The sequence below is a fragment of the Halosubterraneus shenae genome (assembly GCF_050510935.1).
Classification (GTDB): domain Archaea; phylum Halobacteriota; class Halobacteria; order Halobacteriales; family Haloferacaceae; genus JBDGPU01.
Window position 1 is genome coordinate 42,336 of the sequence record NZ_JBNLVO010000009.1, and the last position, 16,050, is coordinate 58,385.

General features: G+C 58.2%; 14 protein-coding genes and 3 pseudogenes. 4 read left to right on the forward strand and 13 right to left on the reverse strand.

Features of this window, described 5'->3' with window-relative positions; genetic code table 11:
• Positions 1 to 11 precede the first annotated feature (11 nt).
• The 3 genes from ACQE3M_RS15605 to ACQE3M_RS15615 form a co-directional block, all read right to left on the reverse strand.
• A complete protein-coding gene (locus tag ACQE3M_RS15605; protein WP_006183374.1) occupies positions 12 to 410 on the reverse strand; it encodes an acyl-CoA thioesterase in 399 nt (132 codons plus the stop codon).
• Between the two features lie 185 nt (positions 411 to 595).
• Positions 596 to 2,782 (reverse strand): LUD domain-containing protein, encoded by a 2,187-nt coding sequence (locus tag ACQE3M_RS15610; protein WP_430506457.1) that lies wholly within the window; start codon positions 2,780 to 2,782, stop codon positions 596 to 598.
• Entirely contained in the window at positions 2,783 to 3,289 is a 507-nt protein-coding gene (locus ACQE3M_RS15615; protein ID WP_006183376.1) for a LutC/YkgG family protein, read from the reverse strand.
• 185 nt (positions 3,290 to 3,474) lie between these two features.
• Here ACQE3M_RS15615 and ACQE3M_RS15620 point away from each other — a divergent pair, with 185 nt between their 5' ends.
• Positions 3,475 to 5,187 carry an L-lactate permease gene (locus tag ACQE3M_RS15620; RefSeq protein WP_211313275.1) on the forward strand — a complete coding sequence of 571 codons (1,713 nt, stop codon included), beginning with the start codon at positions 3,475 to 3,477 and terminating at the stop codon, positions 5,185 to 5,187.
• A gap of 96 nt (positions 5,188 to 5,283) precedes the next feature.
• Here ACQE3M_RS15620 and ACQE3M_RS15625 read toward each other — a convergent pair whose 3' ends face one another.
• From ACQE3M_RS15625 to ACQE3M_RS15650, 6 genes and pseudogenes are all read right to left on the reverse strand, one after another.
• Positions 5,284 to 5,796, reverse strand: coding sequence for a winged helix-turn-helix domain-containing protein (locus tag ACQE3M_RS15625; protein ID WP_211313276.1), 513 nt, complete (start codon positions 5,794 to 5,796; stop codon positions 5,284 to 5,286).
• A gap of 108 nt (positions 5,797 to 5,904) precedes the next feature.
• A pseudogene (locus ACQE3M_RS15630) lies at positions 5,905 to 6,612 on the reverse strand (transcription initiation factor IIB); the annotation flags it as partial.
• A 188-nt stretch (positions 6,613 to 6,800) separates the two neighbouring features.
• Positions 6,801 to 7,709, reverse strand: coding sequence for a nucleotidyltransferase domain-containing protein (locus ACQE3M_RS15635; RefSeq protein ID WP_430506458.1), 909 nt, complete (start codon positions 7,707 to 7,709; stop codon positions 6,801 to 6,803).
• Positions 7,706 to 8,350, reverse strand: coding sequence for an SLATT domain-containing protein (locus ACQE3M_RS15640; protein WP_430506459.1), 645 nt, complete (start codon positions 8,348 to 8,350; stop codon positions 7,706 to 7,708). Before ACQE3M_RS15640 ends, ACQE3M_RS15635 begins: the two co-directional genes overlap by 4 nt.
• A gap of 23 nt (positions 8,351 to 8,373) precedes the next feature.
• A complete protein-coding gene (locus tag ACQE3M_RS15645; protein WP_430506460.1) occupies positions 8,374 to 9,459 on the reverse strand; it encodes a CBASS oligonucleotide cyclase in 1,086 nt (361 codons plus the stop codon).
• On the reverse strand, positions 9,459 to 10,292 hold the full coding sequence (locus ACQE3M_RS15650; protein ID WP_430506461.1) for a hypothetical protein: 834 nt from the start codon (positions 10,290 to 10,292) through the stop codon (positions 9,459 to 9,461). Before ACQE3M_RS15650 ends, ACQE3M_RS15645 begins: the two co-directional genes overlap by 1 nt.
• Positions 10,293 to 10,465: 173 nt before the next feature.
• Here ACQE3M_RS15650 and ACQE3M_RS15655 point away from each other — a divergent pair, with 173 nt between their 5' ends.
• Positions 10,466 to 11,350: an HFX_2341 family transcriptional regulator domain-containing protein gene (locus ACQE3M_RS15655; protein WP_430506462.1), complete on the forward strand. Its 885-nt coding sequence runs from the start codon at positions 10,466 to 10,468 to the stop codon at positions 11,348 to 11,350.
• Positions 11,351 to 11,649: 299 nt separating this feature from the next.
• Here ACQE3M_RS15655 and ACQE3M_RS15660 read toward each other — a convergent pair whose 3' ends face one another.
• Both ACQE3M_RS15660 and ACQE3M_RS15665 read right to left on the reverse strand, forming a co-directional pair.
• A complete protein-coding gene (locus ACQE3M_RS15660; protein ID WP_430506463.1) occupies positions 11,650 to 12,549 on the reverse strand; it encodes a DNA-binding protein in 900 nt (299 codons plus the stop codon).
• 551 nt (positions 12,550 to 13,100) lie between these two features.
• Positions 13,101 to 13,616, reverse strand: a pseudogene (locus ACQE3M_RS15665) (zinc ribbon domain-containing protein); the annotation flags it as partial.
• Positions 13,617 to 13,672: 56 nt separating this feature from the next.
• Here ACQE3M_RS15665 and ACQE3M_RS15670 point away from each other — a divergent pair.
• Positions 13,673 to 14,092, forward strand: a complete 420-nt coding sequence (locus ACQE3M_RS15670; RefSeq protein WP_430506464.1) for a 6TM ABC transporter family protein — start codon at positions 13,673 to 13,675, stop codon at positions 14,090 to 14,092.
• 438 nt (positions 14,093 to 14,530) lie between these two features.
• Positions 14,531 to 14,791, forward strand: coding sequence for a hypothetical protein (locus ACQE3M_RS15675; RefSeq protein WP_430506465.1), 261 nt, complete (start codon positions 14,531 to 14,533; stop codon positions 14,789 to 14,791).
• Here ACQE3M_RS15675 and ACQE3M_RS15680 read toward each other — a convergent pair.
• The gene (locus tag ACQE3M_RS15680; protein ID WP_430506466.1) at positions 14,788 to 15,711 is read right to left on the reverse strand and encodes a hypothetical protein; all 924 of its coding nucleotides are present in this window, start codon (positions 15,709 to 15,711) and stop codon (positions 14,788 to 14,790) included. The two genes, ACQE3M_RS15675 and ACQE3M_RS15680, sit on opposite strands and share 4 nt — an antisense overlap.
• A gap of 117 nt (positions 15,712 to 15,828) precedes the next feature.
• Positions 15,829 to 16,038, reverse strand: a pseudogene (locus tag ACQE3M_RS15685) (MCM family protein); the annotation flags it as partial.
• Between the last annotated feature and the right edge of the window lie 12 nt (positions 16,039 to 16,050).

Consider the following 16,050-nt stretch of genomic DNA (forward strand, 5'->3'; position numbering starts at 1 on the left):
AGCCTCGGCGGTTACAGGTCGTGATACGATTCGATCGTCCCCCGCCAGTCGGACGGGATCGGCCGCGATTCCTCGTTTTCGGCATCGTACAGCACCTGAACGGTGTCCGCCGTCGCCGCGATCTCCTCCTCCGTTCGGATCTCGTACTCCATCGGGATACTCGAGGTGCCGAGTTCCGGCACGTCGACCGCGACGGTAACCGACCCCTGGTCGAGTTCGACGGGCGCCCGGTAGTCGATCGAGAGCGATGCGAGGACCGACGCGGTAGTATCGAGTGACCGCCCGAGTACCTCGGCGAAGTATTCGACTCTCGCCTGTTCGAGATACGTCGCGTACACCGCATTGTTCACATGCCCCATCGCGTCGATGTCCCGGAACCGAACGTCGATCGTTGTAGTGAACCGGCTCATACCCGCAGTGTCGTGACTACCTATATCAGACCGTCGAACCCGCACAGCTTTGCGGCGGGTGCGAAACGAACTCTCTTCGCACAATTACGGCGGATACCCCCGATAGCGTATGCCCGCTCCCGGAACCCGCCATCCACGGAGTCCCTCCAGGAACGACCCGTTGTGGTCTCTCCGCTCTCGGCTCGTCACTGCGTGTCGAGTAGCCGTACGGGGTGTGCAGGCCGACGCGTGAGCAGTGCGTCGAGTTGTTCGAGACACGAGGTGCCGCTGGCCACGACGGTGCGGTCCGCATTCTCCTCCGTCGTGAACTGGTCGACGAGTTCCTCGCCGACGTCTACGCTGAGCTCGTAGTACTCGGACTTGTAGCCGAAGCTCCCGGCCATCCCGCAACACTCCACGTCCGAGGTCGTGACGTCGAACCCGCAGTCCTCGAGGACCGCAACCGTGTAGGGCTCCAGATCGAGCGTGCGCTGCTGGCAGTGGCTATGATAGGCGATCTGATCGTCGTCGCCGCCGGGAAGTGCGTCGACGTCCGCGCCGTTCTCGAGCAAGCCGTAGACGTACTCCATGATCTCGTAGCTGTTGTTCTTCAGCGCAGCGTGGTCGTCCTCGGGGAGGAGCCGTTCGTACTCCCGATGGAATATCGCGAGGTCCGAGGGCTCTATGACCACGACGTCGTGGCCTGCCGCGACGGCGGGGGCAAGCGCGTCGTAGACGGCTTCGGCGTTGCCCTGGGCGGTCGTCACCATTCCCTGTGAGAGCGGTGCGCGTCCGCTCTCCCCGGCGGCCGGGACGTCGACGTGGACGTCCAGGGCTTCGAGGACGCGGATGGCAGCTTTACCGCGCTCGGTGCGCACGTAGTTCGTGTACGCGTCGGGATAGATCGCGACCTGCCGGCGCGCCTCGTCGGGGTCCACCCGCGACCCACGGTCCTCGAACCACTCGACGAGGGATTCGCGCTCGAACTCCGGGAGCTCGCGGCGGCTATCGATACCGAGGGTTCGCTCCATCAGGGATCGGGCGGTGCCGGTTTGTGCGACCCAGTTCGAAAGTGGCGCGAACGCCGACCCGAGCTTCGCCAGCGTGTCGAAGTTTCCGAACAAGCGCTTCTGCGGGTCGACGCCGCCGGGTTCCTCGTCCGGGGTGAGCCCCTCGACGAGGAAGTCGAGGTCGCCGTCCTTCCCACGGTTGATGCGGTCGCGGACGACGGTGTTTATCCAGGGGATGTCGATCTTCACCGGACACTGATTCACACACCGACTACAACCAGTACAGAGGTCGTTGAATTCCGCGGCGCTGTCCTGTCCGTGGACGCCGGCCTCCCAGCCGGTGGCGATGCCGCCGGAGTACGTCTCGCCGCCGAACGCGTGGCCGCCGACGTGCTGGAAGTTCGCACAGGAGTTCGCGCACGCCGAACACCGAATGCAGTACAGCGTCTCCCGGAGCTGGTCGTCCTCGCGCATCTCCATCCGACCGTTGTCGATGAGCACGAGGTGGAACTCGCGGTCATCGCCGGGACCAAGTTCGTCACCCTCGCCAAAGGTCGGTGAGTCGCCGGGCGGGGTGAAAAGCGAGACGTAGGAGGTAATGTCCTGTCCGGTTCCCGACCGGCCGATGAGTTCGACGAACGGCTGGAGGTCCTCGATGGTCGGGATGATCTTTTCGACGCCCGCGACCGCAACGTGAGTGTCCGTCGCCTGCACGCACTTGCGGGCGTTGCCCTCGCTCGTGACTAACGCGAGCGTGCCGGTGTCCGCCGTGACGAAGTTCGCGCCCGTCATACCGACTTCGGCGTCCAGGATTTTCTCCCCGAGATACTCGCGGGCGAACTGCGTCAGCTCCTCGGCAGTTTCGAGGGGCTCCTCCGGCTCGAACACCTCGTTGAACAGCTCAGCGATCTCCTCGCGGGACTTGTGGATAGCCGGGGCGACGATGTGTGAGGGCGCCTCGTCGGCGACCTGCAGGACGAACTCGGCGAGGTCGGTCTCCCAGACGTCCGCGCCGCTGGCTTCGAGGGACTCGTTTACCTCGATCTCCTCGCTGGTCATCGACTTCGACTTCACGACGTTGCGACCGTCGGCGACCTCCGTAATGTATCGGTTCGCGTCGGCGGCGTCGTCAGCGATGTAGACGGTGCCGCCGTTGGCTTCGACCGCCTCGGTAACCTGATCGATGAGTTCGGGGAGGCGCTCGATGGCGTCCTCCTTGATCGCACGGGCCTCGTCTTTGAGGCCCTCGTAGTCCTCCAGATCCGCGGTGGACTCGTAGCGACCGTCGTTGAAGACCTGCGTGTTCTCGTGGACGCTGTCGCCCTCGGTGTCGAGGAGGTGGCGGATGCGTTCGGCTTTCCGCTGGCGGTCATCGACGCTCATCTATCTGTCCTCCAGGAGAACGACAGTGACCTCCATCGGGCCGTGAGCCCCCTTCACGAGCGCGCCCATGTCCGCGGTGGCGCTCGGTCCGGTCGCGATGACGGCTTGCCCGGCACCGCTACGGACGTCCTCGGCGAGCCGATCGAACGTCGCGTCCATGTCCGGGAGGACATCGCTAGCGGCGACGACGGCGACGTGTTCGTCGGCGTAGAGGCTGACCGGCTCCTCGCCGTCGGGCCCACCCTGGACGATTACGGATCCGTAGTCGGCGATGCCGTATCCGGCAGCGGTGACGCCGGTTTCCGCGGCCTCGAGTTCCTGCACCGTCGGATCGGTCGCCACGGTGTCCGGCAGGGAGACGTTCTCGAACGGAAGCGGAGTGCCGACCGCGGGAGCGTCGAGAAGCGGAGGAAGCGTTGACTCGAACTGATCGGACGTCGTCCGAACGAGTTCGACCCCGACCTCGTCGAGGGACGACTCGAAGGTCGTGATTGGCTCGGCAGACATATAACGGAAGATTATGAAACAGCCTAATAGATGTTTCCCTCTCCGTATCTGATCGACAGTATATATCATATTCTATTATTAATAGACCATGCTATCCTCACCGTGATCTGGGATATTATATCACGAGAAAGAAAGTTACAAATACGTGGTTATGCGACGACGAAACATAGCCGACATCCGTAACCATGTCAAATGTACTAACATTGGCGCTCGTCGGTGTGGTTCCGATCGGCGTCGCGTTCGTATTGCTCGCTGGACTCCGGTGGTCAGCGGCCCGCGCGATGGGGGTCGGATGGCTGCTCGCGGGCGGAATCGGACTCACGTACTGGAGTATGGAACCAAACTGGCTGCTGGCGTCCGCGATCTATGGTGCGCTGCAGGCCGTGGACATCATCCTTATCGTCTTCGGCGCCATCCTCCTGATGAACTACCTCGAAGGCAGCGGCGCCATCGCCACTATCAGGTGGTACTTCGGCCAGATCGAGGAGGACCGGCGCGTCCAGCTGCTGCTCGTCGGTCTCGGATTTATGACCATCATCGAGGGGGCGGCGGGGTTCGGTACCCCGGGTGCGCTCGCCGCACCGCTGTTTATCGGCCTCGGATTCCCCCCATTGGCCGCTGCGGTGTTCGGGCTCTACTTCAACGCCCCGAACCCGCCGTTCGGTGCCGCCGGCACGCCTGTCATCGGCGGCACCGGTGCCGTCATCAACCCAGCGCTGTCCGGGTCGGTGAGTGTATCCGAGTTCCTCTCGATGGTCTCTGCGTGGACTGGCGTCATCACGGGACTGACGTACGTGTTCTGGGGACTGCTCGGCGTGTTCTTCCTGACGTACTGGTTCGGGAGCGGTGACGGTGAACGCAGCATTGGAGCCGCCATGCGTAGTACTCTCCCCATCGCGCCGTTCGCGCTCGTACTCGGCGTCGTCACTGGTGGCACACAGCTGGTAATCGCGTGGTTCGTCGGGCCTGCACTCCCCGATATCGCCGCGGGGTTCGTGGTGCTCGGCATCGGTCTCCTGCTCGCAAACAACGATATCCTCATCCCTGATGACCAGTGGGATTTCCCCGAGGAATCGACATGGAGCGACACGTGGCTCGGCGGCCTCGATCTTGACGAGGTGTCCCGTGATCAACCCAAACAGGAGATGTCCGTGCTGTTGGCGTGGACACCGTATCTGCTCGTTGCGCTCGCACTGCTCGTCACGCGGTGGCCGGACCTCACCGTCGCCGGCGTCGCTGTCCTTGACTGGATCCAGAGTTTCTCCGTCGGTCTCGATTCGATCCTCGGTACTGAACTTGGATACACCCTTCAGTACCTCTATCTTCCCGGAACGATGCCGTTCATCCCCATCGCGATTCTCACTGGCTTCCTTCACAAGATGGACACCACACAGATGGGGGCAGCGTGGCGACGGTCGATCCAGCAGATCGCTCCGGCCGCCCTCACGCTCATTATCGCCGTCTCGATGACGCAGATAATGATTCAGTCGCAGACGAACACCGCCGATCTCCTCGGCATGATGGAGGCCCTCAGCCGTGCGCTCGCGATGGGCGCCGGCGGCCTACTCCCGCTCATCTCGCCGTGGATCGGCGCTATCGGCTCGTTTATGACGGGGAGCAACACGTCCTCGAACATCCTCTTCAGCGTACTCCAGTACAACGCCGCCGAGACGGTCGGCGTCTCCCGGGTGATCGCCGTCAGCCTGCAGAACGTCGGCGGCGGCCTTGGAAACATGGTCTCGGTGTTGAATGTGGCCGCTATCTGTGGTGTCGTTGGAATCACTGGGCGTGAAGGCGACCTCCTGCGGAAAGCGATCATCCCAATGGCGCTGTTCGCCGTATTCGCCGGCCTGTTCGGGATGCTACTGACGTACGTTCTGGTCCCCGGCCTGTTCTGACCCCGGTCGACAACGTACCGGGGCTCCGCTGCTTCCGGTATAGAAGCGAGATATACGAATAGATCGGTCCGTACTCGCCGGCGCGGTCGTCGTCGTTCATACGACGAGCTGGTGGCTGGCCTCATCGTAGGCGAGTGCGGCTTGCGCGACGGCGAGATTCTGCCGCGTCGTGCGCCATGCCGTGAGATCGTCCCAGCCCTCCGTCTCGTCGGCGTCGAGTTGCTGGGCAAGTTCCTCCGGTGACACCACGTCGTAGCGGTCCTCGTAGCGCCGGATCTCGGTCTTCATCTCCTTGATGCTGTCAAGCAACTCCGGCCGATCGACTTCCTCACGAAGCTCGCGGATCCGGGACATCAAGACCCGGTCGCTGTTTCGCTTGTACAGCGTTGTTTGGCCGTCCTGTTCCGTCTCGGCGAATCCAGAGTTCACGAGTGTCTTGCTGTGTCGACGTGCCGTCGGCTCGCTCACGAGAGCGCGGTCGGCGATCTCGGCCGCTGACTGCCCGTCGTGGGTCTGTTCGACGATTTCGTACACCCGCTCGAACGGCGTGGCGTCGTCTTTCCAGTCCGCTTTGACCTGCTCGTTGACGTCGTCCCACGTCTCAGTCATAGGGGAAGTTACGCATCGGAGAAACAAATAGCTTCCTCAGAAAATTATTCTTTCTTTTACTCACACCTCGATCGGACCACTTGTTCCTCTAACGCCTCCTGATGCGCCCGGACACTCGAGGTCCGAGGCGAGCCGCGGCACGAACATGCTGGGGGAGACGGGCTCAGCGGGGAGGCCCAGCTCTTCGTTCAGCGTTTTGTACGCGTTCGTAACTCGTGACTCCGCGACGCGGGCCATCTCGCTGACGTCGTCCACTAACCGCGAGCGGCCGTTGCACCGGCAGGCCCCGTAGACGCTGGCCGCGGCGATGGCCTCGATGGATCTGCCACGAAGTAGATCCTCGTTCTGGGCGCTCCGGAAGAGCTGGCACGCCTGGTCACGGACCGAATCGGAGAGGTCGAGCGCACTCGCCAACCGACGCACCTCGCCCAGTCCGTGTGCGAGATTCCGTTCCGCTTTCGACCGCCAGCGACCCCGAGTCTGCTCACGGCGCATCCGCGCGAGTCGCCGTCGCTTCTGCCCAGAGATCTCGTTCCCCTTCGCGTCGGTGCCGCGACCGATCTCCGTCGACAGGCCGCGATCGTGGCGGGCCGCAGTAAGTGGGGCGCCCGTTCGCTCGCGCTCCTCGTCGTCGTACGCCCGCCACTCCGGCCCGTGATCGATGCGCTGTTCGTCGACGACCAGGCCACAGTCCTCGCAGACCGTTTCGACCGCGTTCGTGGTGACCCGACCGTCGCACTCGGGACACTGGTTCGCACTCGATTCCGTTCGGACGTCCTCGTCGAAGCCAGTTTCGTAGATGTCTCCAGTTGCCATCGTTCTCACTGTGTTTCGGGAACCCGCCAGTACAGCGAGCCCCTCACCCATTGAGGGGATAATAAACTCTCAGAAGAGCTCCTTCACCGGGAATGGGAGAGAATTACGGTGCTATACCTCGTCAAGGAGTGAGGGGATCTTCCAAAGGATGCCTTATACAGATTTGAATAAACTGATGGGAGATGGGTTTAGTAGTCGTACCAGTTATTCCATAGATCCACGAGTTGAGCGATGAAACTCACTGCATCAGATGTCGACCACTGGGTTGAGTCGCTACCGAATAAGTTCTGTATCTCATTTTGGCAATCGAACTCTGATAGTCGGGTCTCTACAAGCCAGTTCACGATTTCGACGTATCTCTCTTGGTAGTCGTTCTTGTACTTGCCCGATGGGACGTTGTAGAGGAGACATTCAATACAATATGAGGGTGCGAGTTCATCCGAGATCTCCCCCTTACTCACAAGATAAGAGCGGGCATTCTTGAATATACGAATAGTCTTTCGATACCGTCCATACACAGATTGATTCATAGCCGCTCCGTTCTCATAGTGAATCTTCGGGTAGCTGATAATCTCTTCATCAGTTGACCTGTCTTGGAAGATGATTCCCTCGTCGTAATCTTGGTCGTATTTACTGTTGAACTGATTGTACCGACGATATTGGAGACAAACTACGATGTCGGCAGTAAGGGGCAAGGAATCACTATCTAAGACCAGCGCCCGATCCTCAACGGTAACAGCACTCCAACCGTAATAGGATTGAAGAGTGCTAACGACATCATCGTGAAAATCATCCAGCCCATAGCTCGCACTGGAGTAATTCTCCTTATACTTCGACGTTTGAATGGCTGAAAGACGAGAAAGATTTCGTCGCCACGTAGAATTCAGCTGTATAACCAGATCAACGTCGCTATCCGCGTAGATGTTAGTCGAGTTCTTGTACGCCCCCTGAAGATAAACCTCAAAATCCTTCCCTTTCTCCTGTGGAATGGAGTCGTCCGCGGTTAAGACATTCTTCACGCGGTTGTAGGTTTTCATCGCCGAATCGTCGGCCCCAGGATTACTCCAGGTTTCTAACTGTGATGTTGGGATACTCATTTTTGCTTGTCGTCTTCCTCTTCGTCGCTGAGTTTGGCTTCTCCAGCAATCCGGTCGGTAACGGAGTCATCCAGATCTCGATTCGGTGGTTTGTCAATTAATTTTGCTTCCCCGGTCAGCCTCTCTTTGGCCTCTTCATGGGTTCCTACTTCATCATAGATGGAATCGTCTAACTCGTCATACCATTTGTCGGTAACATCCGGCATATCCTCATTGAGGTTCCTGCGCCTCGCCGCAAGCTCATGATATCGCTCCTCCATCTCATCCAGACCCGTCTCTTCCTTCGCCAACTCTAGCTTGATGAAATCCCGAAAATCGTCAAATAGACGCTGGTAGGCGTGTGCCGCCCGGTAATAGTTCTCCGCGGTATCTCCCGGATTTGCCATTCGCTGATACCCAGAGATAACTGCCGTAGTGATCGCTAAGGCGATCGCGATAATCGTCGGTAAAGAATCCCAGATTAAAGTAATAGTCAGTAGACCGGCGATACCGAAAACCGCCCAGTCCGAACGTCGGTCCCATTTAGAGTACCAGTCAGCTCCGACGTAGTAAGCTTTGAACGTCCAGAGAACACTATCTGCCTCGTTTGCTACTCTCTCACGTAACCGTTCATGTGCTTCGTCGTCGAAATCGTCTGTCATAGTATCCTATAACTCCAAATATCTCACTTGAAGCTCTCTCCGTGGACCTCTTTCAGCTTCTCCTTGGCCTCCTCGGTACGGCCTTCCTCTTTCAGCCGTTTCGCCTCCTCAAGCTTCTTACTCGCCTGTTTCGCCTTCTTCGCGGCCTGCCTACGCTCACGCCAACCCATACCGCTACTAACCTTCTCATCATACACAGGCTCCTTCGCACCACCCTTCTTCATCCGACCGGGAAGCGTACTGACAAAGTCACGGGTCACCTCCTCGTGGGAATCAGGAACCTTCTCGCCCCGCCGGGCCTTCTCCTCGAAATAGTTGTAGACCATTGTCTCCATGTGGTACGACCGGACACCCGAGTCGTTATTCTCGGACCACTTCTTCATCGTCCGCGTCAAGGCCGACACCTTCCCGTTGTGGGCCTCATCCCTTGCCTCGAACATTTGCTTATACTGCCGCGGATTCGTGCCCTGCCACGACTGCCTACCATGCGTGTCTGGAATCGCATACCCGTCACTCGCATCGGTGAACAGTCCAGAAATACCGCCACTTGGATGATCTGCGTGTGGAACCTCGCTGTACCGGAAGGCAGGTGCGACCTCGATAGTCGAATCGTGGTACTTCACCTTCACCACATTCTGGTCAACCGTGACCTCCGTCTGCGAGAACCGGGGATCGTTCTGAATACGCCGCTTAATCGCCCGCAAACAGTTTTGCGGTCCATTCTTCTGCTCCGTCCACTGCCGGTGCTCTTCTGCTGAGAGGACGATCATCACGTCCGCGTCGGAGTCCTTCTTCAGCGGGCCAGTCATCGTACCACGCGTGTAGGACCCGATAAGCTGGCTGTCCTCAATCTCCATATCCTCGCTGAGGATATCGACGATGACGTCCCGCCGATTGGAAATCGTCTTAGCCTGCCGATCCGTGATCTGGGTCTTCTGGGCGTGATCCTCGTAACTCTCCTCAATCTCGTCCTTCTTCGGCTTCTGCTCCTCCACTACTTCGTCGTCCGAGATTGCATCCATCAGGACCTGTCCGGCCCCACCACTATCCTCAGCCTCACGGCCGCTGTGTGAGTACGTTCCGCCGGTGGAGTTGTAGCCGCCACCCATTATGCGGTCACCTCCTCACCGCTAGTCCAGGCCATAATCGGAATCTGTCCCTGCCCGAGCGCTGCATCTATCTCTTCTTGCATAGGTTTGTAGAGCCGCTGTGACTCGCTCCACGGGACGTCCCGTAGCTGGACCTCACCGATCCATCGTTGGCCCGCAGCGGCAACGATCTGTGGCGGAAGCTGTTTTAACCGACGCGGTGACTGGAGACCGATTAGCATGATTTTCAAGTTTGGTGCCTCCGAGACGACGGTTCTCAGGTCTTCCTGTAGTTTTTTGAACCCGATGTTGGCTGTGAAGTACTGTGTTCCGTAGAAGACACAGTAGTTGATGCCGAGGTGTTTGAAGACTTGGTAGCAGAGGCGTCGTTCGTGAGGGGTTTCGCCCTTAACCAGGGGGAGGATCTTGGTCTTGGAGCCGTAGAGTTTCTGGGCCATCCAAATCATGCCTTTCAGGCATTTGAGAATGTGCTTCCGCCGGAGGATAGGATCGTTCTCCTTGTAAACAGGGTAGTCGCACGGAATATGGAAGTCAGGATTGAAGTCCCGAATGAATCCGAGCTCGTCGGCCCATTCTAAGTCGGAGAGGATTTTGTCGTTGATAGTCGTGGTCGTGATTACAGTGACCTTCTCCCCGAACCATGACTCGGCGGTCTCACCCAGATTAACCAAGGTGATGACCGTCGTAAGTCGGAGGAGAACCGTCAAATCGTGCGGATTACCTCTGTGGAACTGGTCGTGGGCCTCCTGCTTCTCCATAAGGAGAACGGGGCCTTTCGGTGCTTCTTCTGCCGGTGAGATGTTGAATCCCTGGTGGTTTTCGGTGGGGATCATGTTGTGTGTTGCACCCGCGCTTGGCCGATACATCTGTATTCGTCCCGAACTTTGATAAATACTTTGCCGATCAACCCCCCTTTACGGACAAAACATTCTCTACAAGATGGGGGAGGTACCGTACTCTTTTAGAAGACCGACGAGAAAACGGATGACAAGAGGCACAACCCAAAATGGGAAAGAAAATACACTTTATCCCCGTAGGATTCGACTTTCAGAGGCTCGTCCAACCAATCACCCAAGGAAAACTCGAAGCAGACGAAATCTACCTACTACACTCCTCCCGCGAATCCAGCGAAAAAGAGGCCCAACACCTAGCCGAACGAATGGTGGAACGCCTCGAAGAAACATTCGGCACAATACTGGGCAAGAAAGTCGAGAGAAAAGCCATCGACGACATATTCGGCTTTGAGGAGGCCTATCCGATGGCCTATGAGATGATACAGAACCACGTCGACCAGGGAGACGAAGTGTGGGTCAACATCTCCTCGATGCCACGTACCGTCGCATTCGCATTCGCCAGCGCCGCCAACTCACTCGTCATAGAAAAACCACACCTTCGAAACCAAGTCCACACATACTACGTCTCACCTGAAGAATACCTCGTCACTCGAATGATCCGGGAGCTTCGAGAAGAAAAAGAATTCCTTGACAGTATTCGAGAAGGGAGCACCGAGGCAGAAGAACGGTACGAACAGATCTCCGATATCGTCGACGATGTCGACCAGAACGGAGTCACGAAAGGAGCTAAACAGATGAATGGGGGCCTCCACGTGGAATTCCCGACCGTACCAAGTTCGGATCTCCACGAATTCGAGAAGGCCATTCTACACTTCCTCTACGATATCGAGAAAACTGAGTCCACCTCCGAATTAGCGCGAAAGCTTGCAGACGAACTCGGAAAGGGGGTAGACCAGGACTCCTTCAAAAGTAAGGTCCAGTACAACGTGAAGAAGCTTGATGAAAAAGGATTCATCAAACGAACACAAGAAGAGAATCGCACGATTACGGAACTCGGAACCATGGGCAAACTATGGGTCGAAACACATCCAGAATAAACCATCCAGCGAATCTGTGTCCTCTATACTCCTGCCCTTGAGGTTCCCTCTTCTACCTTTCTGGAATAGCTAATTCTCCTTCTCACCAGTTTAGAAACAGTTTCCATATCTTTTGAGTCACGATAGCGTTCACTAGCCTCACGGATAGCGTCATCCTCCTCGTTGGTGACCTGTTTCGGCGGCCCCGTCGCAAGTTTCCTAGGTCGTGGCTGCGCGCGCAGCAAGGCGAGCACGGAGCGGAGGGTGGGGCGGTGGGGTCGGTCCGGCACACAGCAATAAAAGAAGGCAGCTCCAACTGGCTATGCTTCCCACCAACGGCCGCGCTCCGGGAAGTGGATGACGCTCCACCCCGTCACAGCCACCGAGATCCGGCCCTCGTACCAGTTCGTGGCCGCTTCGTGAATGCGCACCTTCTCGCCTTCCTCGATCCACGGCGCGTCCGATGCCTTCCAGATCGTCACCTTCGTTTGCCCACTCTCGTCCGCGATCAGCCCGACTTGCTGGATGGCCGGAGAGGAGTTCTCCCAGAGGGTCTCCACACGACCCTCAATCGTGACCGTGCCGCGATCGACGTCCTCGAGGGCATCGATGGGCACGGTACCCACCGGAGCCGTCTGCAATTCCTCGAACACCTGCACGACAGCACTCGTCATGTCCGTGCCGTCGACGACCGATTCGGCCAGGCGTCGACTGATCGCCGCACGTGACCAGCCATCCAACTGCCTCGCGAGTCGGTCTGCCTCCGTGTTCACCGTCGCCAGTTCATCCTGGGAGAGCTCCGTTCGGGGATCATCCCGTTCGGGGTCGGCCATCGGGTCCACGCTCGCGGCACGCTTCTGGAACTCCCGCCGGCGCTGCTTGCTCCCTTTCGCGGCGACCTCCCGCGTGCGCTGCTCCCGACCGTCCTGCGTGCCCACCTCGGCCCGGGCACTGATGCGCTCCAGTTCGGCTTCCCGCGCCCGAATGCGCTCTTCCTGTTCGAGGGTGACACCGTGAATCCGTTCCTCGCTCGTGTCCGCGATCCCATCCGGGTGGTTCGCATCCACCTTCGCCTGCGTCTCCTGCTCGACCGCCGCCTCGAACTCCGGCGTCTCGCCGACGACCGGGAAGCCGTCCTCATCGACCGCCTGACCGCCCGCTTTTTCGAATGCCTGTTCATCCACCGTAACGACCTTGCGACTCGAGTTGGTACTAGACATTGGGTACTCACCGCACCTGTGAAGGCGCTCACGCGCCGACACCGCGATGCTCCTACATCGCGGTTTTCCGACGACAACGACCGACAGAACCATCTGCGCGCTCTCGCTCGCGCCTTCGCGAGCGCCCTACCGGGCGCGAGCGAGAGCGCGCCTGCATGAGGTGGCCCCAACCAGCACCGCGCGCCGACCCGCCCGGAGCGAGCGTCCAGCGCATTCCCCGTTCGTCGCGACGCAACCACGTCCGTCGCGGTCGGCTTCGCCGAGGTCCGCAGGACCCGAACGGGTGAAGCGCTGGCGTCGAGGGCACATGCACTTTAGCCCGGCAGTCCGCCCGCTACTGCAGGCAGACCGCCCGGAATGGTCGGTCGCGAGCGACGCGGAGGGCGGAACGCGGCGAGCGGTGCGAGCCGTAGAGTACCACACCAGCCAGCCGAGAGAACCGGATGCCGGCTCAATAACCCGCAGCTGAGTCGTTCGGTCAACTACCGCGCGGCCAAACTACGCTCAAAAAGAGCGGTACTGAAAACGCTAGCAGCTTGCAAAGCGAGCGACTAGCGGATCGACGGCCACTCCACACACGGGAGCGTCCGCTCGCTGGTGTCACGGCGACACCACGGCGGCACCTTGCGGGTCTGTGCGCTATTCGTTGGGCCCCACCGTGTTCCCCCAAGGGGGAACCACTGGTGGTCGTCCCACTGGAACCGCACGGGTCGTGCTGTCGGCCTGACTGCGGTGTTCGTCGCCTGTTCGAGCAGCGTCCGCGAGGCGACGAGGTCGGCGTGGCCCTCGAAGCCACACGGACACCTCAGTGTCTCGCGATGCCGGCGGGTTCGCTCCCGCTCGCCGCACTCTGGACCCGTCTGAGACGTCCACGCTTCGGAGAGTGAGGCCACCTCGATCCCGTACTCCTCACAGACGTTCGCGAGCTGGTCGAGACACTGCCGATACACCCAGAAGGTCAAGGCTTTGAGGTTCGCCTCGACGGACCAGTACTCGCCGAGAACGCCGGTGAGATCGCCATGATAGCTGGTTTCGACGCCGTCGTCGTGTAGTCGCTTAACAAGGTCACAGTTGATAGAGAGTCGAACAGTCCTTTTTTACCCCCACTGGGCATGTAACGATCATGCCCGACGACGGGAATCAATCTGATGAGGAGCCAGAAGCCGGAGACCTTTTCGATGGGACAGAGGACGCTGATTCCGACATCGGACCTCCCGGATCAGAGGACGGAGAGCCTGAGGAGGAGCCTCCAGAGGGGGCGAACCCGGTCTGGTGGTTTGGTCTTCAGCAGTTGAGCGACATCCGTGAGTTCGTCGAGAGCTATCTTCAGGAGCGACGCGAGACGAAGAAGCGCCAGTTCCGTCACCGTGAGAACATCATCAAATACACCGGCGGCTCGGTCTTGGGCGTAATCATCATCGCGGCCTACATGACGGTCAACGGCGCACTCAGTGGAGATGCTTTTACCTTCGTTCTCGGGACTCTCTTCGGATCTCTTCTGACGTTTCTACAGAACATGCTGCAGCAAGCCGAAGAGCAATAATGATCTCGTCGGAGAGTGGGTAGGTCCCCTCCCCACTCCTACTGTTCGATGACGTGGGCGTAGTCAAGAGCGGCACAGCTAGCCGTGTGGCTGCGGGGTTGATGATGGGTTTCTCGGTGTTTCGGAGCCTCTGCAAAGTTATGATACTGGGCGAACTGCTCACGATGTCGCGAAAACGGTGTTCGGAGGAGCGATAGGCGGGCTATTGGTCCGTATTAGTTCTCAAACGACAGAGGGTCTCGTAGGGCGGATGTTTATAGTGATCAGTGGAACGGTCCTCGTGGTAGCAGCTGATTCAGTTTGATGACGAACCTCGCGGTCCATACTCCCCCAATGAGGACGTTGAACTGTACATTTCCATCCCAAGCGGTGCTCCAAACAGTCACCTGTCAGTTGTGTTCAACAGGCTTTATGAATTCATAGAATCAAAGATTGACTATGACCGCTCGCATCCAGCGTCAGTTCTCGGTGTCTGACGTTGCAGATGACCACGTCTGGCTCAAGCTTCTCGAAGGGGAAAAGAAGGGGCTGGAGTTTGCTGCGTACGCAGATTCGGAGACACTCGAACCTCTAGAGGAGGGAGATAAGGTGACAGTCACGATGAAGAGCCGAAACCAGCGTAATACCGAGTGGGAAGTTGTAAAAGTAAGTGGCGAAGAGTTGGCCAACCACTCCTCTCCCGTTCCTGCGGACGACTAGTCCTCGACGATTCTCACCAGTTGCTCCTGCTTACTCTGGGTGATGAGAACCACATAGTCCGTAATGAGGAAACGAATGAATAGCCGTTCGTATTGAACCGTAAGTACCCAGAACGTGTTCACGATACACCCTGAGACAAGAAGGGCAATCCATGCTGGAAATTTCGAGAGAAGATACGACTGGTGAAGCAGGTGTTCGCCACCAATACCGAAGATCGCTCCAAGCCAGGCATACAGGGTCGTTACAAAAAGAATGGCGAACAGTATCCACGTTGCAAGCCACATTCCTCTTTGAAAATTCCGGATTGCCTGAAACCGGTATGACCGGGTTGGTGAGCCAGGGTCGTCGATCCGACTGGAGATTACCTGCAACATCTCTTCAAATCGAGTGCTCCCCGGGTCGAATTCGTATTCTCGGCTCAGGTGGCTCCATACCCGATTCGGATTTCGAAGTTCCTTGATCGCGCCGCCATTCGGAGACATCCAGAACCCGATCAGCGGCCCAAGAATTGCGTAGAGTATGTAGAGGTACAGCCCACCGCTTTTGATACTGTCATCCTCAACAGTAGCTTCTGAGTCAGACTCTTCCGATTCACCTTCTGATTCCTCATCATCAGCTTCGGCATCCGAATCCTTATCGTCAGCATTGGCTTCTTCCTCACCAGAAGAGAGTGGAGACTGGACGTTCCGTATCGTTTCATCGAATATCTTCAGATCTCCTGTGCATATCGATGAATACGATTGGAGGAGATGCCCCAGTGAGAACGCCAGGATGATGAACGCCAAGTAGGGGACTAGCGAATCCAGAGCGGGTGGAGTGGGTATCAGAACTAACAGACCAACAAGAAGCGCCGTTCCAGGGAAGAAAACACCGAGGACATCATAGAGATTGAACACTCGGGGGGCCCTGGCGCTGACCATGTTTTAGTTCTTAGTAGCCAGTAATAACTATTTTCCGAACTACATTATATACATGGTGTCAGGATAGAAAAAAGTCACATACACAAAGACCTCAAGCCGACTTTCACAGACTCCTAGCTACGTCGTCCGAACGTGGTCCTCAACAGGCCCGTATACCTCCCCTTTGTGCCGAAGCCTCTCAATTTCCTCCTGTGCTTTCTCGACACTGAGGCCAACCTCCCGAGGACGATCAAGCACCTCCCTCATCGGCGCACCTTCATCGTACTTCTCCTCAATATCACTAATCATCGCCTTCATACTCTTAATCCGGTCACGCTGGGACTTCGTGAGGAGAGGCTT